The organism is Acidovorax sp. FW305-C-20-28 (genome assembly GCF_058783375.1).
In genome coordinates this window covers 23022-44288 of record NZ_JBYSYM010000037.1, presented here as the reverse complement: position 1 = coordinate 44288, position 21267 = coordinate 23022, and the positions used below count along the sequence as shown (strand labels likewise).

The 21267-nt window shown below is 69.5% G+C and carries 20 protein-coding genes; 7 read left to right on the top strand and 13 right to left on the bottom strand.

The window, feature by feature from the left end; all coding sequences use genetic code 11:
* Positions 1-2: 2 nt before the first annotated feature.
* The 5 genes from AC3WOH_RS29715 to AC3WOH_RS29695 all read right to left on the bottom strand — a co-directional run bounded on the left by AC3WOH_RS29715 (position 3) and on the right by AC3WOH_RS29695 (position 4567).
* The gene (locus AC3WOH_RS29715; RefSeq protein WP_492232897.1) at positions 3-371 is read right to left on the bottom strand and encodes a DUF1801 domain-containing protein; all 369 of its coding nucleotides are present in this window, start codon (positions 369-371) and stop codon (positions 3-5) included.
* A gap of 74 nt (positions 372-445) precedes the next feature.
* Positions 446-1276 (bottom strand): hypothetical protein, encoded by an 831-nt coding sequence (locus AC3WOH_RS29710; protein WP_492232896.1) that lies wholly within the window; start codon positions 1274-1276, stop codon positions 446-448.
* Positions 1277-1278: 2 nt separating this feature from the next.
* The gene (locus AC3WOH_RS29705; RefSeq protein ID WP_492232895.1) at positions 1279-1659 is read right to left on the bottom strand and encodes a hypothetical protein; all 381 of its coding nucleotides are present in this window, start codon (positions 1657-1659) and stop codon (positions 1279-1281) included.
* Between the two features lie 186 nt (positions 1660-1845).
* Complete coding sequence (locus AC3WOH_RS29700; RefSeq protein ID WP_492232894.1) at positions 1846-3783, bottom strand: sensor histidine kinase; 1938 nt, start codon at positions 3781-3783, stop codon at positions 1846-1848.
* Between the two features lie 55 nt (positions 3784-3838).
* Positions 3839-4567, bottom strand: a complete 729-nt coding sequence (locus AC3WOH_RS29695; protein ID WP_492232893.1) for a response regulator — start codon at positions 4565-4567, stop codon at positions 3839-3841.
* A 164-nt stretch (positions 4568-4731) separates the two neighbouring features.
* Between AC3WOH_RS29695 and AC3WOH_RS29690 the strand changes: the two genes are divergently transcribed.
* Positions 4732-7716 carry a choice-of-anchor Q domain-containing protein gene (locus tag AC3WOH_RS29690; protein ID WP_492232892.1) on the top strand — a complete coding sequence of 995 codons (2985 nt, stop codon included), beginning with the start codon at positions 4732-4734 and terminating at the stop codon, positions 7714-7716.
* A gap of 324 nt (positions 7717-8040) precedes the next feature.
* Here the strand turns inward: AC3WOH_RS29690 and AC3WOH_RS29685 are convergent, their stop codons facing one another.
* Positions 8041-8940, bottom strand: a complete 900-nt coding sequence (locus AC3WOH_RS29685; protein WP_492232891.1) for an AraC family transcriptional regulator — start codon at positions 8938-8940, stop codon at positions 8041-8043.
* 117 nt (positions 8941-9057) lie between these two features.
* Between AC3WOH_RS29685 and AC3WOH_RS29680 the strand changes: the two genes are divergently transcribed.
* From AC3WOH_RS29680 to AC3WOH_RS29670, 3 genes are all read left to right on the top strand, one after another.
* Positions 9058-9810 (top strand): SDR family oxidoreductase, encoded by a 753-nt coding sequence (locus tag AC3WOH_RS29680; RefSeq protein ID WP_492232890.1) that lies wholly within the window; start codon positions 9058-9060, stop codon positions 9808-9810.
* Positions 9811-9938: 128 nt separating this feature from the next.
* Positions 9939-10331 (top strand): hypothetical protein, encoded by a 393-nt coding sequence (locus AC3WOH_RS29675; RefSeq protein ID WP_492232889.1) that lies wholly within the window; start codon positions 9939-9941, stop codon positions 10329-10331.
* 151 nt (positions 10332-10482) lie between these two features.
* Positions 10483-11187, top strand: coding sequence for an SDR family oxidoreductase (locus tag AC3WOH_RS29670; RefSeq protein ID WP_492232888.1), 705 nt, complete (start codon positions 10483-10485; stop codon positions 11185-11187).
* Between the two features lie 7 nt (positions 11188-11194).
* Here AC3WOH_RS29670 and AC3WOH_RS29665 read toward each other — a convergent pair whose 3' ends face one another.
* The gene (locus tag AC3WOH_RS29665; RefSeq protein WP_492232887.1) at positions 11195-12658 is read right to left on the bottom strand and encodes an MFS transporter; all 1464 of its coding nucleotides are present in this window, start codon (positions 12656-12658) and stop codon (positions 11195-11197) included.
* 67 nt (positions 12659-12725) lie between these two features.
* Here AC3WOH_RS29665 and AC3WOH_RS29660 point away from each other — a divergent pair, with 67 nt between their 5' ends.
* Positions 12726-13670, top strand: coding sequence for a LysR family transcriptional regulator (locus AC3WOH_RS29660; RefSeq protein WP_492232886.1), 945 nt, complete (start codon positions 12726-12728; stop codon positions 13668-13670).
* A gap of 821 nt (positions 13671-14491) precedes the next feature.
* On the opposite strand, the gene AC3WOH_RS29655 is transcribed toward AC3WOH_RS29660, so the two are convergent.
* A complete protein-coding gene (locus AC3WOH_RS29655; protein ID WP_492232885.1) occupies positions 14492-15409 on the bottom strand; it encodes a LysR family transcriptional regulator in 918 nt (305 codons plus the stop codon).
* A gap of 93 nt (positions 15410-15502) precedes the next feature.
* Here AC3WOH_RS29655 and AC3WOH_RS29650 point away from each other — a divergent pair, with 93 nt between their 5' ends.
* Positions 15503-16147 carry an NAD(P)H-dependent oxidoreductase gene (locus tag AC3WOH_RS29650; RefSeq protein ID WP_492232884.1) on the top strand — a complete coding sequence of 215 codons (645 nt, stop codon included), beginning with the start codon at positions 15503-15505 and terminating at the stop codon, positions 16145-16147.
* A 1-nt stretch (position 16148) separates the two neighbouring features.
* Here AC3WOH_RS29650 and AC3WOH_RS29645 read toward each other — a convergent pair whose 3' ends face one another.
* The 5 genes from AC3WOH_RS29645 to AC3WOH_RS29625 form a co-directional block, all read right to left on the bottom strand.
* Positions 16149-16406 carry a hypothetical protein gene (locus AC3WOH_RS29645; protein WP_492232883.1) on the bottom strand — a complete coding sequence of 86 codons (258 nt, stop codon included), beginning with the start codon at positions 16404-16406 and terminating at the stop codon, positions 16149-16151.
* Positions 16407-16492: 86 nt separating this feature from the next.
* The gene (locus AC3WOH_RS29640; protein WP_492232882.1) at positions 16493-16906 is read right to left on the bottom strand and encodes a GlcG/HbpS family heme-binding protein; all 414 of its coding nucleotides are present in this window, start codon (positions 16904-16906) and stop codon (positions 16493-16495) included.
* Positions 16907-16938: 32 nt separating this feature from the next.
* Complete coding sequence (locus tag AC3WOH_RS29635) at positions 16939-17916, bottom strand: tripartite tricarboxylate transporter substrate-binding protein (RefSeq protein WP_492232881.1); 978 nt, start codon at positions 17914-17916, stop codon at positions 16939-16941.
* Positions 17913-19112, bottom strand: coding sequence for an amino acid aminotransferase (locus AC3WOH_RS29630; protein WP_492232880.1), 1200 nt, complete (start codon positions 19110-19112; stop codon positions 17913-17915). Before AC3WOH_RS29630 ends, AC3WOH_RS29635 begins: the two co-directional genes overlap by 4 nt.
* A 35-nt stretch (positions 19113-19147) precedes the next feature.
* Entirely contained in the window at positions 19148-20086 is a 939-nt protein-coding gene (locus AC3WOH_RS29625) for a tryptophan 2,3-dioxygenase (RefSeq protein WP_492232879.1), read from the bottom strand.
* Positions 20087-20257: 171 nt separating this feature from the next.
* Between AC3WOH_RS29625 and AC3WOH_RS29620 the strand changes: the two genes are divergently transcribed.
* Positions 20258-21265 carry an AraC family transcriptional regulator gene (locus AC3WOH_RS29620; protein ID WP_492232878.1) on the top strand — a complete coding sequence of 336 codons (1008 nt, stop codon included), beginning with the start codon at positions 20258-20260 and terminating at the stop codon, positions 21263-21265.
* Positions 21266-21267: the final 2 nt, after the last annotated feature.

Below are 21267 nucleotides of genomic sequence, written 5' to 3'. Positions count from 1 at the left end.
GTTCAGCCCGCAGCGTGTTGCAGTGCCAGCTTCAGGTAGTGGGGCACGTGCCTGGCCGCGATGTCCTGCACCGTGGTCAGCTTGATATGGCGCCGCCCCTTGCCCTGGCCCTCCAGCACGCCATGCGGGTCGGGCAGGGCCGCGCCTTCGCTGAACTCCAGCGAGACGTGCTTCGTGTACGAGAAGATGCCGCAAAACGGCCTGGCGGCACTGAACAGAATGCCGCCGTACTTCACCTCTTCGGTGATGCTGGCATCCAGCCCCAGCACGGTCTCGCGCAAGGCCTGGACCAGGGTGTAGCGGTCCGCGTCGTGGGCGCGGATGTCTTCGAGCAGTTGGGCAACGCGGTCTGCGGCAGTGGCAACGGGCATGGGGTCTCGCCAGGGAGGGGGGATGGATACAGGCGCACATCCTGCCATGCTTTGCTGCCGGTGGGGCGGGCGACTCAGCAGGCGCCACTGGCCGAATCGCAGATCCTGGCCAGCAGCTGGATCCCCAGGTACGTGACCGCCAGCAGGGCGATCCCTTCCAGATGGATCCGCAGCGCGAAGCCCGGCTTGTGCATGCGCGTGGCCATGGTGTGCGCCATCTTGCACCATGGCAAGAGGGGGCTGAGTACCACCCCGAGGTAGGCCTTCGCTTTCCAGCCCTGCAGCACGTAGCCCCACTCCTCTTTTTTGTTGCAATGGACGATGGCACCGTGGATGGTCAGTTCCCTGTATTCCCAGAACGCCACGCCGACGATTGCCACGGCCAGGGGCACCATGATGAACAGCCAGCACGCAACCCACTGGGCATCGTGCGGGTTCCAGGTGGTCTCGTCCTGGTCTGTCGGCTCGGTGGCCCTCCCGTTCACTGCCCGCGTGGCAGCGGGGGAGGGCGCTGTTCCCCGGGTGCGGATGACTTCATCGGCGGCATCGGCCACCATGTCCAGCCAGTACGGCCAGTCGCGCACCCGGGGGCTTTCGCCCAGGGTCGCCAGGTAGACGCATTCGCGGTCTACGCTGACCTGCCGGTGCGATGCGATGCGCGCTGCCGGCAGATACCATTCGTCGGATGCCTTGGGCAGCCGGACCAGGAAGACCGTGGTGGTATCTAGACCCTCGCTGAAAAGGCCCACCGCGCTGTGCCGCAGCTCGATGGCCATCCATTCGTAGCCGCGGTGCGTGCTGCGCACGATCCACTCCGGCTGGGCATTCGCCAGCTGCACCCGCGCCCACAGCGGGTTGTCAAACGAATCGAGCAGGCCCCAGGGTGGGGATTCCTTGACCGCCATGGTCAGAGCTTTTCCAGGTCGGCGTTGTCCTGGTCTTCGCGTTGGAAATGGATGAACACCGAAACGCCAATGAGGCCGGTGAACAACAGGTTCCACACCGTGGGAACGCCGAAAACGGCCAGCCCCAGTGCGACCAGGCCCAGCGTGATGGCCGCGCGCACGGGGCTCGGGACGATCTTGAACACGGTGACGAGCAGGAGGCCTGCGATCCCTACCGCGAGTGGCCAGAGGAAGATGCTGTACAGCAGAAGGATGAAGACCTCCTGGCCCGAGGACTTGCCGGCAATCCGGCTCCAGCCCCAGTTGACCCATTGGGTTCCCACGACGTAGGCGAGGGTGGTCCAGAGGTAAGAAAGGGAGGCGGAGCGGTCCGATAGGGGCATGCGGTGCAGTCGTGGGCGGAAGTGGCTGGCGAACGTCGCCAGGGCCTGTATGCCGCACTATGTCAGCAAGCGGGAGCATCGGTGGCTTTTTGCACGGGGCCGTGGTTTTCTTGCGCACGGCCGATCCGCTGCTACCGGGAGTAGCGTGCCGTGATACGGCAGGGGGTCTGGCCGGGAGTGCAGGTGCTAACGCACCGGGGCCTCGAGCGGCAGGCCCAGCGCGAAGGTGTTGCCCTGCTGCCCACCCAGTGGCCCGTTCGCGGCCTGCCAGGCGCATTCGGCACCGATGGCCAGCGCCCGGCTGCGCACATTGGCCAGGCCCTTGCCCAGGCTGCGTGCCGGACCCGCCTCCTGTGCCGGGCCCGCATAGGGCTGGCCATCGTCGCGCACCCAGACCATCACGAAGCCGGCCTGCGTGCCCGTGGCGATCTCGATGGTGCGCGCGCCGCTGTGCTTGACGATGTTGGTCAGCACCTCTTGCAGGATGCGCAGGATGTGCAGTGCGCTCTGCGGGTCCAGCCAGGGCAGGGGCGGCACATCCTCCACGCGCCAGTGCAGTGCCAGGCCGGCGGCCTGCAGGCGCGGCCCCAGGCGAAAGCGCAGGGCCGCCAGCAGGCCCAGCAGGTCGGTATCGGCATGCTCCAGCGAGTCGATGGAGAGCTTGAGGTCTTCGATGCACTCGGTGAGCACGCGCGCCATGTCCGCCCCGGTGAGCTGGCTCTCCTGCGCCATGCGCAGCGCGCTGAGCAGCGAGGAACCGATGCCGTCGTGCATCTCCTGCATCAGGCGGCGGCGCTCGGCGTCCAGCGTCTGCTGGCGCTCCAGCGCACTGAGCTGGTGGTAGCTGGCGGCCAGTTCGGCCTCGCGCTGCGACAGGCGGCGCTCCAGCTCGGCATTGGCCACTTCCACGGCGCGAATGGCCCCGACGTACTTGCGGTAGCCGATGGCCAGGAAAGTGGCCAGCGCGCCGATGGAGGTGTAGGGGGCCAGGTAGACATGGCCCATGTCCAGCAGGTAGTTCTGCAGCAGCAGGTCGTGCACGCCGGTGGGGATGAACAGCAGCATCCACACGGCCAGCAGCCGGCCCTCCCGCGTGCCCGCGCTCCAGGCCACGCGGCTGCCCGAAACCACGGCGATGGCCAGCATGAGCAGGGCCACCGCCGTGGCCAGGGGGAGCATGGCGTCGACCTGCAGCAGCCACGGCATGGGCAGGGTGGCCACCGAGGTGAGCGACTGCAGCATGACCATGCCGCGCTCCAGCAGTGGCCGGCGCTGGCCATGGATGCGCAGGATGAACAGGTAGATGAAGACCATGGACCAGCCCAGCGCATTCAGTGTGAGCCAGCCGAACCAGGCCTCGGGCAGCAGCAGCGGCTGGTCGCCCAGCGTGAAATGCACGGTGCGCAGGCCATGCGCCAGCGAGGCGGCAAAGAACAGCAGGTAGGGTGTGTCGTGCCGGCGCACGCACCAGACGGCCAGCGCCATCAGCCCCAGGGCCAGGTACACCGCGGAGACAATGGCCAGCAGGTCCACCTGCATCCAGCTGCGCAGCCGGTAGGAGGGGAGCAGTTCGGGGACCGGGCCCATCCAGGCCGCCGACAGGGCCCCGCCGACCCCGGGCTGGCTCGCCATGCGCAGGAGCACTTCACGTGGCCTGGGCGTGTCGGGCGCCATGGCCGGTAGCTGCACCCACAGCGGCCGGTTGAAGCTGTTCCAGACCCGGCTGCCGCCGTGGGTGCCGGTGCCATGGACCCGTTGACCATCCACATACACGGCGACGTTGCCGATGGTCTGCCAGCGTGGCAGGTACAGGGCCAGTGCGGTTTCGTGTTCCCTTTGCAAGGCATCCGGCACCGGCAGCCGGTACCACACCACCTGCGGCTGGGCCGTGAGTGACCCACCGGGTTCTGCCACCGAGCGGGGCCGTGCATGGGGCAGGGCGACGGATTCGCCAGCGGTGACGTCCAGATCGTCGCGCGGTACCGTGGCCGGAGCCTCCCATCCCGCCCCAGGCTGCTGGAACAGTACCGCTTCTCCGATGCGCAGATGGCGTTGCTCCGCGTGGGCCTGTGCCGGAACCACGGCGAGCAGCAGCCACAAGCCCAGCCAGAGCACCAGTGCCACAGCCAGCATCCAGGGCCGCAGGCCCGCCTTCGGCAGCCGCTCCGGGAGGCCGCCCTTATTGCGGCAGGATGCCATGCCGCTGCGCCTCGAGGATGGCCTCTGCCCGGGTGTTCACTTCCAGCTTGGCGTAGATGCGCCGCACGAAGGTCAGCACGGTGCTGGGCGATATGCCCAGTGCAGCGGCGGTCTCCTCGGCAGTGAAGCCTTTGCTGACGCGCAGCAGAACCTCGTGCTCGCGCGGAGAGAGCGCAACCGTGGGGCGTTGCCCCGCTGCAGTGCGTGCCGCCGGGGGCAAGGCGCCCGGCTCCCGGGGTGTCTGCCGCAGGGCCGTGCGCGCCAGGATCTTGCGCGCCACCATCGGGCTGATGGGGCTGCCACCCGCATGCACGCTGCGGATCTCGTCCACCAGGCCGGGCGCGCTCGCATCCTTGAGCAGGTAGCCCATGGCGCCGGCCTCGATGGAGGGCAGCACATGCATCTCGTCGCCGAAGATGGTGCTCACCAGCACGCTGCAGTCGGGCCATTGCCGGCGCGCCGCGGTGATCACATCCAGGCCCGAGCCGTCGGGCAGGCCCAGGTCCACCAGCAGCACGTCCAGCGGCGCGCGCGGCAGCAGCGCAAGCGCCTGCTCGCGGCTGGCGGCCTGCAGCACCAGCTGCATGTCGGCCTGGCCTGCGATCGCGCGTTCCAGGATGGCCCGGGTTTTGGCGTCGTCCTCCACCAGGCCCACACGGATGGTGGCAGCGGGCAGGGGCAAGGGGGCGGCTTCGGGGGCAGCAGGCATGGCCGCAATTATGGCCAGCGGGGCGGTGCTGTCTGTCCTCAGTTCTGGGGACATACAAGCGCAAGCGAAAAACCTAGCATCCCGGCCACATCGCATGTGCCATGCCTGGTGGGGCAGGCAGAAGTGCAGCTTGCAGACATTGTCCAGAGAAAGTGAGAACTGCCATGACACGCCCTTTGCCTTGCCACCGGGTGGCCCACCCGTGCCGCGCCCTGCTGTTGGTGGTGCCCCTGCTGTGGTGGATAGGCGCAGTGCATGCGGCCGGCGCGTGCCGGGTGGCGCCAGACGGCACGGGCAACGGCAGCAGCTGGGCCCAGGCGGCGCCGCTGCAGGGCGCGCTGGCCGACGCGGCCTGCTCGGAAATCTGGGTGAAGCAGGGCACCTACCAGCCCACGGCGGGCGCCGACCGCAGCGTGGGCTTTGCGATCGACCGGCCGCTCAAGCTCTATGGCGGCTTTGCCGGCACCGAGGCTGCGCTGGCCCAGCGCAGCAGCGATGCCAGCCTGACGGTGCTGTCGGGGGACATCGGCGTGGCGGGCGATGCCACGGACAACAGCTTTCACGTGGTGGTGATTGGCGGTCTGGGCACGGATGGCAATGGCGTCTATACCAGCAGCGATACTGCCATCGATGGCTTGAGCATTCTTGGCGGCAAGGCCGACCAGGCCACTTCCGACCGCGACAAGGGCGGCGGGCTGTACTGCAATGGCTGGGGTGCCGGCAAGCAGTGCGGTCCCGCCATCACCAATGTGGTTTTTCGCAGCAACTCGGCCAGCGATGTGGGCGGGGCCATCTACCTGACGGGGTCAGGCAGCCTGGACATTGCGAAGTCCTCCTTCCTGTCCAACGCGGCGCGCTATGGTGGCGCCATCCGCGTGGCAGGCAGGGGCACTGCGGGCAGCAATGCCACGGCCATCGCGCAGTCCACCTTCTCGGGGAACTCGGCTTCCCAGCAGGGCGGTGCGCTGTACCTTTCGGGTGACGCTTTTGCGGTCACGCAGTCCACCTTCACCGCCAACACCGCCCAGTGGGGGAGTGCGGCCGTGGTGGCCAACGGTGCAAGCCTCGGCGGCAGGTTCGAACAGTCCACGTTCAGCGGAAATTCGGCCAGCGACCGGGCCGCGATCCGTGTGCTCGATGTGGGGCCCATCGCGTTCGCCCAACTGAGCTTCAGTGCCAATGCGTCGCTGTGGCAGGGGGCGGCCATCTACATTGACGCTGGCAACAGCCATTCCATCGCGTCTTCCATCTTCGGCAAGGGGGGCGCCTCGTCCCAGCCCCAGGTCTTTATCAAGAATGGCTCCACGGTCCCCGTCCAGCGCAGCATCGTGGAAGGGGGCTGCCCGGCCCGCGTGACCTGCACGGACACCATCGACGCCGATCCCCTGCTGCAGCCCCTGGCCGACAACGGCGGCAGCACGCACACCCTGCTGCCGGGTGCGGGCAGCCCGGCCATCGACGTGGCGGGCTCCTGCTCCGCCCAAACCACCGACCAGCGCGGCCTGGCGCGCAATGTGCACGGCGCCTGCGATCTCGGCGCGGTCGAGCTGCAACCGCCTGGCGCCCCCACAGCGATCGCCGCCACGGCTGGCACGGAGCGGGCCAGCGTGTCATGGACCGCCCCTGCCAGCGACAGCGCCATCACCGGCTACACGGTGGCTGCCGTCGAGGACGGTACCAAGACCTGCACCGCCAGCACCGGCAGCCCGGTTGCCACGGCCTGCACGGTGACAGGCCTGGCCAGCGGCCGGGCCTATACCTTCACCGTGGTGGCGTCGAGCGCCCAGGGTGCGGGTGCAGTCTCGGTGGCCAGTGCCGCGGTCACGCCCACGGCCGCGGCGGTCGATCCGCTGCCGCCATCCCCCAGCCTGCCCGTGACCGGCCCCGGCACCACGACCATCACCGACCCCGCGTTGCCCGTGGTGGTGGGCCCGGGCGCCGGTGGTGGCACCATTGTTGTTCCGGGCACTGGCACTTCACCGGTCACGCTGCAGGTCACGATCAACGGCCAGGCATTGCAGGTGCAGGCCAACCCGGGCACGCAACTGCGCGTGGCCCAGGTCAACGGCCAGAGTGTGCTGGTGCTGGTGGTGCTGGAGGGCTGGGCGTCCATGACCGCCAGCGCCGAAGGCCAGCCCATGGCGCTGGCGGGGGATGTGCTGCTCAGCGCAGGCCGTGCCGGTACGGCCATCGAGGCCCAGCCGCTCACGGTGGCGGTGCTCACCGGGGCTTTGCTGCCGCCCCAGGGCAGCCTGCCCCAGCTGGGGCGCATGGGACTGCAGTCGGGTGAGAGGCTGCAGGTCAACGCGCAAGGGGCCGTGGTCTCCATTACGCTGGGCTCGCTCAAGGGCGATACCTCGCAGCCCGGCGATCCGATGGTGTTTGGCAACCTGCCGGCCTCGATCACGGTGGACGGCAAGGCGTTTGCCCGCCTGAGCGGCCCGCTGGCGCGCCTGTCTGGCGTGAACCTGGCCCAGGGGCTGGAAACCACTGCCTCGGGCGTGGTGCTGGTGCGCGACGGGGGCCAGGTGTTCCAACTGCTGCCCGCCATGCCCATCACCATCGACGCGACACAGCCCGATGGCCTGGCCTTCACCCCCTTGGGCCTGCTGCGCTGGGTGCGCGGCGGGGTGGTGGTGCAGTTTGCGCCGGCGGTGGCAGACCTTGCCGGCCTGGCGGGTGCCGTCACGGCGCTGCTGCCCGATGCGCAGACCAAGCTGGGTGCCGAGGGCGTCATCCAGCTGCGCACCGGTGGCCGCACCTACGTGCTCAGACCGGGCTGGACCGGTGCGGGACCGGCGGCAGGTTCACCCCGGATCGGTGTGGACGAACAAGGCCACATCTTCTTCCAGGCAGGGGCCGGCCCCCGGCAGTTGCTGTTGCCGGCACTGCTCAATGCCACCCAGGCCCAGGCGATTTTCCAGGTGGCCATCCCGGGCGCAGGGCTGACGGTGCAAACCGCATCCAGCGAAGGCGCCTTCACGGTGGCCCTGGGGGGGCAGACTTGGCGGCTGGTGCCGCAGTGGGTGCTGCCCGAGGGCAGTGCGGCGCAGGTGCCCGCACCGGCTGCGAACTGGTGGCTGGGCGGCGATGGGCTGTTGTACCTGAGGCTGGGCAGCCAGGTGCAGGGCGTGCGCGTGGCGCCTTGAAGGGGCAGGGCCCTGCGCCGCCATGGGCGGCTTCCCGGGCACAACCCGGAGCGCCTGAACGCATCCTGGCCCATGCCGGCGGCCTGTCCTTGTCACAAGTTCTAGGGACATACAGAACCGCTGGCGATCGGTAGCATGCAGGCATTGCCATGAATCCACTTCCTGTCCTGCGACGCCTGCTGCCCCGCCTGCAACGCCACCTGTTGGCGCTGTCGGGTGACATGCGCCGGTTTTGGCTGCTTTTTCTGCTCTGGGCGCTGGCCATGGCCGCCTCCCTGCTGGCCGGGCCTGTGGGGAGCCTGCAGGATGCGGCGCTCCCCGGCCTCAGCCCGCCCGCGCATAGCGCCCCGGCGCCAGCCCCACGTGGCGGCTGAAGGCCGTGCTGAAGGTACTGGCCGAGCCATAGCCCACGCGCTCGGCCACCTCGGCAATCGCCAGGCCCTGCTCGCGCAGCAGGCCCTTGGCCAGGGCCATGCGCCAGGCCAGCAGGTATTCCATGGGCGGCATGCCCACGGCGCGTGCAAAGCGCTCGTAGAAGGCCGAGCGCGACAGGGCAGCCGTCTGCGCCAGCTGGGCCATGGTCCAGGGGCGGGCCGGGCTGGCGTGCATGTGGCGCATGGCCTCGCGGACGCGCGCATCGGCCAGGCCGCGCAGCAGGCCGGGCGGCGCTTCGTCGCCCGATGAGGTCGATCGCAGGGACTCGATCAGCAGCAGCTCCACCAGGCGCGACAGCACCAGCTCGCGGCCCGGGCGGTCCGCCGCCGATTCCCGGCTGACCAGTTGCACCAGCGCCTGCAGGTGCTCGACCCCGCGCACGTGCATCAGCGCCGGCAGCAGCGAGACCAGCAGGGCCGCGTCGGGCGAGCCGAAGACGAAGTAGCCCCCCAGCAGGCGCACATCGGGCGGTCCGTCCTGCTCGCCATGGCGCAGCTCGGTGGTGGGCACGGATGCCGTCTTCGGGTCGATGAAACGCGGTGCCGCCGGTTCGGCCCCGCACATGGTGAAACCCGGCGTGGCGGGCAGCAGCACGAAGTCGCCTGCCATGAGGGTGATGGCGTCCTGTCCGTCCACCGCCAGCTGGCAACTGCCCTGCAGCACCACGCAAAAGCTCGGGTGCCCGAAATCCGCGTAGCGCACGGCCCAGCGGCCTGCGCCGCTGATCGCCTTGGAGAACACGGCGCGGGGTTGCAGGAGGGCAATGACTTCGGCAAGGGGATCGTTCATGGCAGGACGATTGCAAACAAAAACCGGATTTTCCATTGTGGATGGTCCGGTCATTGGTCCCTATCGTGGAGGCCTTGTCAACCCACCCTTTGCTTTTTCTTCAAGGAACCCACCACCATGACCTCCACCGTTCTCATCACCGGCTGCTCCTCGGGCTACGGCCTGGAAACCGCGCGCCACTTCCATGCCCAGGGCTGGAACGTGATCGCCACCATGCGCAGCCCGCGCGCCGACCTGCTGCCCGGCGGCGAGCGCATGCGCGTGCTGCCGCTCGATGTGACGCGCGCCGACAGCATTGCCCCCGTGCTGGCCGTGGCAGGGCCCATCGATGTGCTCGTGAACAACGCAGGCATCGGCCTGCTGGGTGCCTTCGAGGCCACGCCCATGGCGACCACGCGCGAGCTGTTCGAGGCCAACACCTTCGGCGTGATGGCCATGGCCCAGGCCGTGCTGCCGCAGATGCGCGCGCGCCGTGCGGGCACCATCGTGAACGTCACTTCCAGCGCCACCCTGGCGCCCATGCCGCTGGTGGCGGTATACACCGCGAGCAAGACGGCCATCGAGGGCTTCACGGCCTCGCTGGCCCATGAACTCGAAGCCTTCAACGTGCGTGTGAAGCTGGTGCAGCCGGGCTATGCGCCGTCCACCCGCTTCACCGCCAACGGCAGCGAGCGCATGGCGGGCCTGATCCCCGAGGCCTATGCGCCCTATGCCCAGAGCGTGTTCGCATCCTTTGCGCAGTCCGGTGCCGTGACCACCGAGGTCGACGTGGCCGAGGCCGTATGGCAGGCCGCCACGGACGCAGGGGCGCAATTGCGCTTTCCCGCAGGGGCCGATGCCGTGGCGCTGGCCCGCGCGCAGGTGCGGTAAGGGCGGCTGGCGACCCCCTCTGTGGCTTGGTGCTCTGGCCGTTTGTGGCACCATGCGCCGCGGGCCGGTGGGAGAGGACGGTGAGGCCGCCCGCGACCACAGACACAAATAACGAGGGGGCAAAAAAGATGGCAAAGACCAAACCAGCGCTGCTGGCTGCAATGTGCCTTGCATCCGGTGGGGCACACGCATCGGACATGGGGGCCCTGGCCTACATGCTGGGCTTTCAGTTCATCTACCTGGCATGGCCGCTGCTGCTGCCGGCCTTCTTCATCCGCAGCTACCCGCCGGGCGCCAGGTCTTATGCCATTCTGGTGGGGCTGGTCTATGCCGTCATCGGTTTTGTGCGCCTGCCGTTTTCCATCGTGGGCATAGTGGCGCCCTGGCTGGAAGTGCCCTTCCTGGGCATGGTGCTGGTCTTTGGTGAGCAACTGGTGGCGCTGGTGCTGTCGGTGCTTGCCGTCCGCATGTATGGCAAGGCGCTGGTCGGGGCCCTGCTGGCGCTCGGGGCGCCGGGCTGACACCTCGGCGGTTGCTTGTCGTGCCGTATACCAGCCTTGCCAGGCTGGCGCGGAGCATGTAGCCAATCTACAGGCAAATGCCTGGGCCGCTACAGCCTCTGGCGCACGCCGGGTGCTATTCTTTGAGCCAGCATTTTCAGGAGCATCCCTTATGGCAGTAGAAAAAGTAGCCCTTGTCACCGCCGGCGGCAGCGGCATGGGCGCGGCCGCCGCGCGCAAGCTAGCGGCAGACGGTTACCGCGTGGGCATCCTGTCCTCGTCGGGCAAGGGCGAGGCGCTGGCCGCCGAGTTGGGTGGCCTGGGCGTGACCGGCTCCAACCAGTCTGTGGACGATCTCGCACGGCTGGTGGACGAGGCCATGGCCCGCTGGGGCCGGGTGGATGTTTTGGTCAACAGCGCCGGCCATGGGCCACGTGCCCCGGTGCTGGACCTGACGGACGAGCAATGGCACACCGGCATGGATGTGTACCTGCTCAACGTGGTGCGCCCCACGCGCCTGGTCGTGCCGCACATGCAAAAGCAGGGCGGGGGCAGCATCATCAACATCTCCACCGCCTGGGCGTTCGAGCCGAGCGCGATGTTCCCGACCTCGGCCGTGTTCCGTGCCGGGCTGGCGGCCTTCACCAAGCTGTTCACCGACACCTATGCCAAGGACAACATCCGCATGAACAATGTGCTGCCCGGCTGGATCGACAGCCTGCCCGAGACCGAAGCGCGGCGCGAGACCGTGCCCCTGGGGCGCTATGGCAAAAGCAGCGAGATCGCCGCGACCATCGCCTTCCTGGCGTCGGAGGGCGGGGCTTACATCGCCGGGCAGAACCTGCGCGTTGACGGCGGGCTGATGCGTTCCGTCTGAGCCCGGCTCATGCCGCCACGGCACGGCCTGCCGGCGGCATCTGCATCTGCTCCATGGGCGCTGCCGGCAACCAGCGGCACGCCACCACGCCCAGCAGCGCTACGGCTGCGGCACAGCCCCACACGGCCTGCAGCGCGTGCGGCCCCGCCTCTGCCAGGGCGGCGGGATTCCCAGCCACCAGCGTGCGCATCATCTCGGCGAAAAGCGTGGTCAGCAAGGCCACGCCCACGGCGCCGCCCAGGCTGCGCAACATCACCGGCACGGCCGTGGCAATGCCCATGAGCGGCATGGGCGATGCGCGCTGCGACACCATGGTGATGATGGGAAACAGCACCCCGATGCCCGCACCCAGGGGCAGCAGGCAGGCCGACAGCACCAGCGGCTGGGCGGGCGCCCACTGCATGCCCGCGGCCAGCAGCGCAAAGCCCAGCACCACCAGTGCGCTGGCCAGCATGCCCATGTTGCGGGCTGGCACGCGGGCACGCAGCAGGCGCCCGCTGGCAATGGCGGCACCCGTGACCCCGGCCATCAGCGGCAGCAGGTGCCAGGCGGCCGTGGTGGGGGCCAGGTGCAGGGCGGTCTGCAGGTAGGCGGGCATGAAGACCACGGCCGCATACAGCGCCACCCCGGTCACCAGGCCGATGGTGGAGGCCGCTGCATACACGGGCCGGCCGAACAGCGACAGTGGCACCAGCGGGTGCGCAGCCCGGCGCTGGCGCAGCAGGAAGGCCGCGGTGCACAGCGCGCAGGCCGTGCCCAGCACGGCGGCGGACAGCCAGTCGGGCAATTGCAGGCGCTCGTGCTGCGTCATCAAGAGGGCGCTGCACAGCGCGCCGGTGAGCAGCAGCGCGCCCAGGTGGTCGATGGGCGTGCGCGGCCCGGTGGGCTGGTGCGGCAAGGTCCTGGCGAGCACGGCAAATGCCAGCAGCGCCAGGGGCACGTTCAGGCCAAAGGCCCAGTGCCACGACAGGTGCTCGGTGAGCCAGCCACCCGTGAGTGGGCCGAACATGGTGGCCACGCCGTACACCGCACCCAGCAGCGACTGGTAGCGCCCGCGCTCCTGCAGCGGGAACATGGAGGCCACGGTCAGCATGGTCAGCGTCATCAACCCCCCGCCGCCCGCCCCCTGCAGCGCGCGCGCCAACACCAGCTGCAGCATGCTCTGGCTGAGCGCGCAGGCCAGCGAGCCCGCGAGGAACAGGCCGATGGACAGCAGCAGCATGGGCTTGCGCCCGTACACATCGGCCAGCCGGCCATAGAGCGCAATCACCACCGTGGCGGCGAGCAGGTAGGCCGAGAAGGTCCAGGCCGGCGGCAGCGTGCCCGGCAGGTCGCGCGCGATGGAGGGCAGGGCGGTGGACAGGATGGTCTGGTCCAGCGCGGCCAGCACCAGCATGAGCATCAGCGCTGCCATGGTGAGCGCAATGCTGCGGCGGGTGGGCGGGGTGGTCGAAGTCGTGGTCGTCGTCATGGCCGGCAGTGTCCCGGTTGGGATGAATTCTGTACAGTGCAATGATCTGAATATACAGTTGCACCGTATGAAAACCTATGACCTCAATCTGCTGGTCGCGCTCGATGCCTTGCTGGCCACCGGCAGCGTGACGGCCGCGGCCGAGCGTGTGCACCTCTCCACCCCGGCCATGAGCCATGCGCTGGCCCGCATCCGCGAGGTGTTCGGCGACGCCATCCTGGTGCGCGCGGGCCGCCAGCTGGTGCCCACGCCCCGCGCGTTGGCCCTGGCCGAGCCGGTGCGCCAGTTGCTGGCCCAGGCCCGGGCGCTGCAGTCGCCCGGCGAAGGGCCGGGCGGCCTGGCCCAGGTGCGCCGGCATTTCGTGGTGCGTGCGCCCGAGGGCATGGCCGTGGTCTACGGCGCGGCGCTGTCGCAGGCCATTGCGCAGCAGATGCCGCTGGCCAGCCTGCAGTTTCTGGCCGAGAGCCACAGCGACCCCGCTGCACTGCGCGAAGGCCGGGTAGACCTGGACGTGGGTGTGTTCCGCAGCCGCGACCCCGAGGTGGAGTGGCAGGCGTTGTCGCAGCAGCAGTTGGTGGGCGCTGCGCGTGCAGGCCATCCCTTGCTCGCCAAGCCCCTGACCCCGGCGCGCCTGTCTGCCGTTCGCCACGTGGGTGTGACCTTGCGGCCTGGGGAGCCGAGCACGCTGGACGATGCGCTGGCTGCTTTGGGGTTGGAGCGCATGGTGGCCTTGCGCGTGCCCAGTGCGTTTGCTGCGCTGATCGCGGCGGCGCGCTCGGACCTTGTGGCCTGTGTGCCGGAGCGGGTCGCGCGGGGGATGTCGGCCTCGCTCAGGCTGGAGGTGTTTGCCTTGCCGCTGGCCTTGCAGAGCGATACGACGCGGATGGCTTGGCATCCGCGGTACAGCGCGGATGCGGCGCATCGGTGGTTGAGGGAGTGTTTGTTGAAGGTGTTGGAGGATCCGTTGATCAAGGGGCCGGATGTAAAGGCTCCTCGTCGGCGGCGGCAGTAAGCTTTGTTGGTCTTGGTTGCCGCATGCCTTTGCATGGGGCGGGAGCCGGGATGTGCGCCCGGCGGCGCAGTAACTTTCTCTTGGGCCGCCAAGAGAAAGTCACCAAAGAGAAGGCGGCCCCCAGTCTGCGTCCCCCGTTCGCCCTGTCGGGCGAACGGAGGCAACCTGCGGTGCTCGGAACTGGGGTGGCATCGCAGAACTCGCTGCGTTCTTCGAACTTCGCTCAAACATCTGCGATGAGCTAGACAACGAAGCGTGTGTGTCCTTCGGCACACACGCCCACCCCAGTTCCTGCGCTCCTCGGCGCAGCCAGCAGGGGTGGGGAGCGGGGACAAAGACGGCTGCTGCTTTCGCAGCTGCGCTGGGTGTCGGTTACGCGCTGCGCGCTGCCGACGCAACTGGCGCGGCGGCCCTGCCCAGGCCAAGCGCAGCGAGGCAGATCGGGCCGAGCGAAGCAATGGCCCGTGTCGGTATCCACCCCCTTCTGACCGTGCCGAGAAGCGCAGGGCCTGGGGTGAGCGCGTGCCGAAGGACACGCGCATCGTCATCTGGCTCGCCGAAGCTGTTTGACCGGAGCTGCCTTAAAGAGGCAGCGCAGGGAGTTCTTCGGCGCCACCCCAGGACCGAGCATCGCAGGCTGCCCCCTCGCCCCCGGCGAGGGGGACACGGGCAGCGGGGTCGTCTTTTCTTGGCCTACCTTCTTTTGACGAAGCAAAAGAAGGTAGGTGCGCCGCCGGGCGCACATCCCGGCTCCCGCCCGCGATCAAGGCATGCAGCAACCTTGGAGACCAACCTGCGCCCGGGAGCGGTGCAAAAAAAAGCTACCCCCGCAACAACTCCGCCACTACCCCCGCCACAAACCTCACCCCCGCATCCTGCTGCCTGCGCGCATGCCACGCCACATGCAACGCAAACCCCTCCACCGCCACCGGCGGCTCGAACACCGCCAGGCCGGCAAACGCACCGTCGTCGTCGCCTGTCGAAACAGGCAGGCACCGGCGCGGCACCATGGCGATCAGGTCGGAGCTGGCCAGCAGCGGCGGCACCAGCAGAAAGCTGGGCACGACCACGCCCACACGCCGCGTGCGCTGCAGCGCCAGCAGCGCCTGGTCCAGCGCGCCGCGTGTCTCGCCCCGGCCCGAGACCAGCACATGCGGGTACTGCAGCCAGCGGTCCAGGTTGAAGTCCTGCGCGGCCGGGTGGCCGGCGCGCATGCACACGGCGTACTCCTCGCGCAGCAGCTCCTCGCGGTGAAAGCTCGCGTCCACCACGGGGAAGACCGACACCGCCAGGTCCAGCCGGCCGCGCGCCATGGCGTCCAGGGCGTCGGCCGCGCCGTGCCAGGGTTCCACCACCAGGGCGATGCCCGGAGCGCTTGCGGCCAGGCGTGCATGCAGCGGGCCCACCACCATGACGGCGGGGTAGTCGGCCATGACGATGCGCACGGTCTGGCGCAGGGTGGCGACGTCCACCTGGGGGTGCGGGTCGATCACGCGCGCGGCGTCGGCCAGCAGGCGGGTCAGGGGCTCGCGCAGGGCCTCGGCCTTGGGCGTGAGGCGCATGCCGCCCCGGGCGCGCTCCAGCAGCGGGTCGCCGAAGAGGTGGCGGCAGCGCTCCAGCGCGTTGGACATGGCCGGCTGCGACAGGCCCAGCCGCTCGGCCGCGCGCGTCACATGGGCCTCGTCGAGCAGGGCCTGCAGCACCACCAGCAGGTTGAGGTCGATGCTTCGTAAATTCATGGAATCAATGAATCGATATACGAATTATCCGTTGGATTAATTATCGCCCGGATCGCATCCTCGGGGCATCCACCCAACCAACCGGAGTTCCTGATGACCGATACGACACCGACCACCACCCACAACGCCCCCGTCCGCACCATCGACACCCTGGTGCTGCTGTTCCACCCGCGCTTTGCGCAATCCGCCACCAACCGGGCGCTGACCGATGCGGCTGTGGCCGTGCCGGGCGTGCAGGTGGTGGACATGGCGGCGCTCTACCCCGAGGGCCGCGCCATCGATGGCGATGCCGAAGTGCGCCGCCTGCTCAGCGCGCGCCGCGTGGTGCTGCAGTTCCCCGTGCAGTGGTATTCCACCCCGCCGCTGCTCAAGGCCTGGCAGGACGCGGTGCTGACCCGCATGTTCTACATGGCCTATGCCAGCGAAGGCCGGCACCTTGAAGGCACGCCCTTGCTGGTGGCAGCCACGGCCGGCAATGTGCCCGAGGCCTACACCCCCACGGGCCAGAACCTGTTCTCCCTGGCCGAGCTGCTGCGCCCGCTGCAGGCCACGGCACACCGCTGCGGCCTGCCCTGGGCCGAGCCTTTCCTGGTCTACCGGGCCGGCAAGATGGATGCGGCACAACTGGCCGGCGAGGCGGCGCGCTATGCGGCGCGGCTGCGGGCCTGGGGTGCGGGGGCGCGGGCGGGTGCTGCCGCAGGCGCCGGGTGCGCCGAGACGCTGGAGGCCACTGTGTGAGCTAGGCCGATTTCTGCAGCCAGAACAGAAAGCCCATGCATGCCAGCATGACGAGGATGCCGACCGCGACGAAGCGGAACGAGGCGTTGGCCGGCTGCTCGTCGTCCTGCTCCTCGTTGAGTTGGCGACGGGCATACAGCGCCACGGCCATGAAGACGATGCCGCCCAGGGCCCAGCCCCAGGATTTGCCCGACGCTGCCACGATGAAGCTCGCGATGGCCATGGTGAATAGCCAACCGACGAAGGCCGTGCGTCCCATGCTGTTCTCTCCCGCTTTGTTATTGCTGTGCGGGATCTTAGAGCCTGTTCAGGCCTGCGCCCGAGCAACGCGGCGGCCGAGGCAGTTCAGCGCTGCCGCTCCAGCAGGGCCGCCAGGCCGGCGGTGGCGGCCTCGGCATCCTGCGGCGAGGTCGCGCCGGACACCCCGATGCCGCCCACGCACTCCCCGCCGAGCACGATGGGAATGCCGCCCTCCAGCAGGCTCATGCCGCTGACGGACAGGAAGCCGCTGCGCCCCGCGGTCAGCAGTTCTTCGAAGAAGCGGGTCTCGCGGCGCGACAGGGCCGCGGTGCGCGCCTTGGCCAGCGCGATCTGCGCCGACAGCGGGCTGGCACCGTCCTGGCGCACAAAGCCGAGCAGGTGCCCGCCAGCGTCTGCCACCGCGATCGACAGCTTCCATTGCTGCTGGCGTGCATGGGCACTGGCGCTGGCCAGGCAAGCGGCCACATCGTGTTCGTCGAGCGTGCGGGAGGGGTTCATGGCGTGTTGCGGTCCTGCTCTGTGGAAGTTCGTCATTGGGGCTGGAAGCCGGCCTCGCGGGCCAGCCGCTCGTAGACCAGCCGGCTGCGCTCCACGCGCTGGCCGAGTTCTTCGGGCGTGCCCACGCTCGCGCTGACACCCAGGCTGGCAATGCGTTCCGAGAACGCGGCCGAGGCCGCCACCTTGGCGAGCGCGGCGTGGTATTGCCGCAGCAGCGCGGCCGGCGTGCCGGCAGGCGCGAACAGGGCGGTGAACATGACTTCCTCCAGGCCCTTGATGCCCAGCTCGGTGTAGGTGGGCACCTCAGGAAAGCGCGGCAGCCGCGCGGGCCCGTTGACGGCCAGCAGGCGCAGCTTGCCCGCCTCCACATAGGGCAGCAGTGCGCCCACGCCGCCGATGCCCGCGGGCACCTGGCCGGCCGCCACGTCCTGCACCAGGGGCGCATCGCCGCGGTAGGGCACGGCGGTGAGGCGGGCCCCCGCCGCGCGCCCGATCACGCTGACCGCGAACTCGGGCGCGCTGCCCGGTGCGGGCACGCCGATGCTGGCGCGTCCCGGGCCGGCCTGCGTCCAGGCCGTGAAGTCCTTCAGGCCGCCCGCAAGGGGGCCGGTCACAGCGGGGTTCACGGCCAGGGCGTCGGGGTTCACGGTCACCAGGCCGATGGGCGCGAAGTCCTTCGCCACGTCGAAGCCCGGGTTCAGCACCGTCACGGGAACGATGGCCACGGTATGGGCGTTCGAGAGAAACAGCGTGTTGCCATCGGGCCGGGCCGCCTTGAGCACCTGGGCCGCGATCTGGCCGCCCGCACCGGCGCGGTTCTCCACCACGACGCTGCGGCCCAGCTCCTGCTGCAGGCCGAGCGCCAGCTGGCGCGCGATCACATCGGTGGAGCCCCCGGGTGGAAAGCCCACCAGCAGGCGCAGGGGCGTACCCTGGGCCAGGGCCGCCGTGGTGGCAAGCAAGAGCAGCAGCCCGCAGGCCAGCGAACGCAGGGGGGGCAAGAAGTTCATGTTGGGTGGCTCCGGTGGATGGCGACCAGGGATGCGCAGACATGCGCGATGTTCGAGGTGTTGATGCCGGCCACGCAGATGCGGCCGGAGGACACGGCGTACACGCCCGAGTGCACGCGCAGCGCGTCGATCTGCGCCGGGGAGAGGCCCGTGTAGCTGAACATGCCGCGCTGCTCGAGCAGGTAGTCGAAGCCCTGCGCGGGCAGCGCCTCGCGCAGCATGCCGTGCAGGGCGCTGCGCACCTGGCGCATGCGCTCGCGCATGGCACCGAGCTCGGCACGCCACTGCGCGTTCAGGGCCGCATCGCCCAGGATGGTGCGCACGATCGCCGCGCCCGGGGCGGGCGGGCAGGAGTAGGAGCGCCGGATGGCCCGCTTGAGCTGGCCGAGCACGCGGGCCGCATCGCCGGCCGGCGCGTACACGCTGAGCGCCCCCACCCGCTCGCCATAGAGCGAGAAGATCTTCGAGAACGAACTCGCCACCAGGCAGCCGATGCCGCGGCGCACGCATTCGCGCACGGCCCAGGCGTCTTCGTCCACGCCCTGGGCGAAGCCCTGGTAGGCCATGTCGAAGAAGGGCAGCAGCCCGCGCTCAGCGATGGTGTCCAGCAGCAGGCTCCACTGCGCCCGCGTCGGGTCGACCCCAGTGGGGTTGTGGCAGCAGGGGTGCAGCAGCACCACGCTGCCCGCCTTCAGGCCCTGGAGTGCGCGCACCGCGCCCTCGGCATCGAAGCGGCCGCTTTCGGGCGCGTAGTAGGGGTAGTGGCGCACCCCAAAGCCCGCGCCTTCGAAGATCGCCGCATGGTTGGCCCAGGTCGGGTCGGGCATCCAGATGGCGGCATCGGGCAGCGCATCCTTGAGGAAGTCGGCGCCGAGCTTCAGCGCCCCGGTGCCGGCCACCGCCTGCACCACGGTGAGGGCCGGGGCCGTGGCCCGGCCAGCCTCGCCAAACACCAGGTCGAGCACGGCGGCGCGGAAGGCGCCATCGCCCTCGGTGGGCGGGTAGACGCTGGGTGCGCCGGCCTGTGCCAGGGTGGCGCGTGCCGCGCGCACCGCGCCGAGCTGGGGCACACGCCCCGCGTCATCGCAGTAGATGCCGATGCCCAGGTTGACCTTGGCGGGGCGGGGATCGGCCTGGTAGGCCTCGAACAGCCCCAGGATGGGGTCATCGACGGGGGGAGGGAGTTGATCGAACATGGTGTGTGATGGAGGTACCGGTCGGTGCGGTGGGTTCAGAGCTGGGTCCGCATGGACCACAGCTCGGGGAAGAAGCGGTGGTCGACGATGCTGCGCAGCCAGCCCACGCCGGCCGAGCCGCCCGTGCCGGCCTTGAAGCCCAGGATGCGTTCCACCGAGACGAAATGCCGCCAGCGGTACTGCGAGAAGGCGTCGGCGAGGTCGGTGAGCGCTTCGCCGAGCAGGTACAGGTCGTTCTCCGGCGTGGGGTCGGCATAGACCTGCAGCCAGGCCGCCTCGACGCCGGGATGCACCACCCAGGGCGCGGACCAGTCGCGCTCCAGCACCTCGGGCGGCATGGCGATGCCGCGCCGGTGCAGCAGCGCGAGCACGGCGTCGTAGAGGCTGGGCGCGTGCAGCGCGCGCTCCATGTAGGGCCAGACATCGGGGTTGTTCTCATGCGCTCGCGCCAGCCGCTCGGACTTGTTGCCCAGGATGAACTCGACGTGCCGGTACATGTAGGACTGCTGGCCCGAGGCAATGCCCAGGGTGTTGCGGAACTGGTTGAAGCCGTGCGGCGTGATGGTGGAGAGCACGTCCCAGGTCTTGCCCAGAAACTCCAGCAGCGCATGCGCGCGGGGCACCAGCTGCAGTGCGCCCGCGACATCGTCGGCCTGGATGCGCGCCTGCATGTTCAGCAGCTCGTAGTGCAGGGCCTTGAAGGTCAGCTCCTTGCAGTGCGTGATGCACAGGAAGACCATCTCGTCGTGGCCCTCGCTGCGCATGTGCTGGATGCTCAGCAGCAGGTCGTTGCGCTGGTGTTCCAGGTAGGGGTTGCTCGCGCCCTCGAAGCGGAGCAGGGGTTCGCCCTCGGTCTGCTGCACGGTGGACGCGCGCTGCGCGTTGTCGCCGCGGGCGATGGGTTTCACCAGCGACAGTTCGAGCGCCGGGTCGCGCACCTCGGGCAGGATTCGTTTTCGAAGGGGGGTCGTCATGCTCATGCTTCCTGGGGCCCGTGCACCGTGCCGGCCCATGGCTGGCGATTGTTCGGCAGGCGCATGCCGGGCTCAACCTCCGGGACACCGGATTTGGGCACCGAGCGTCCGCCGTACCGCGCGCACCCGCCGGCATGACAGCGGCCCCGGGCGGACGGCATAAACTGGGGCATGCAACGCCCCACGAGCACCACGCCGGACGACCTGATCAGCCTGGTCCTGGGCACCTTGCGCACCGACCGTGCGGTGACCGCGCGCTTTGCGCTCACCGCGCCCTGGGCGCTGCGCTCCGAAGGGGTCGAGGGCCTGCTGCTGCGCGTGTGCACCGGCCAACCCTACTGGATCCAGATGGACGGGCAGGCCGCCGTGCAGGTGCAGCCGGGCGACATCGTGATGCTGCCGCAGGGCGGGCCGCACCTGGTCGCCTCGGCCCCGGGCCTCGAGGCCGTGCCGTTTCGCACCCTGCTGCAACAGCATATGCGGGGCGCGCACGGCGACCATCCCATCACCTTCGCGCACGGCGGCGAAGGGGATGGAACGGGCAGCGGCGGTGTGACCGAACTCTTCTCGCTGCACCTGTGGATGCCCAGGCACCAGGGCGCCTCGCTGCTGTCCTGGATGCCGCCGCTGATCGTGCTGCGCGCGGCCGACATCGCCACCACGCGCAGCCTGGCGCTGACCACCGGCGCGCTGGTGGATGAAACCCTGGCCCAGCGCCCGGGCTGGCAACTGGCCACGGCGCGCATGGCCGACCTGCTGCTGGTGCATGTGCTGCGCGAGCACCTGCACAGCGGCCCGGCGGACACCCAGGGCTGGCTCAACGGCGTGCGCGACAAGGCCATCGGCAAGGCCCTGGCGCAGATGCATGCCCACCCCGAGCTGCCCTGGTCCGTGGCCAGCCTCTCGCGCGTGAGCAACCAGTCGCGCTCGGTGTTCAGCGAGCGCTTTGTCGAGCTCATGGGCACCACGCCGCTGCGCTACCTCACCTCGGTGCGCATGGGCATCGCGCGCCAGCAGTTCCTGCAGGGCGAGGGCGATGTCTGGCGCGTGGCGCAGGCGGTGGGCTACAGCTCGGAGAAGGCCTTCTCCCGCGCCTTCGAGCGCTGGTCGGGGTCCACGCCGAGCCAGTGCATCAAGACGCGGACGATCGGTGCCCAGATCCGGCGCCCTGAAGGTTGAAG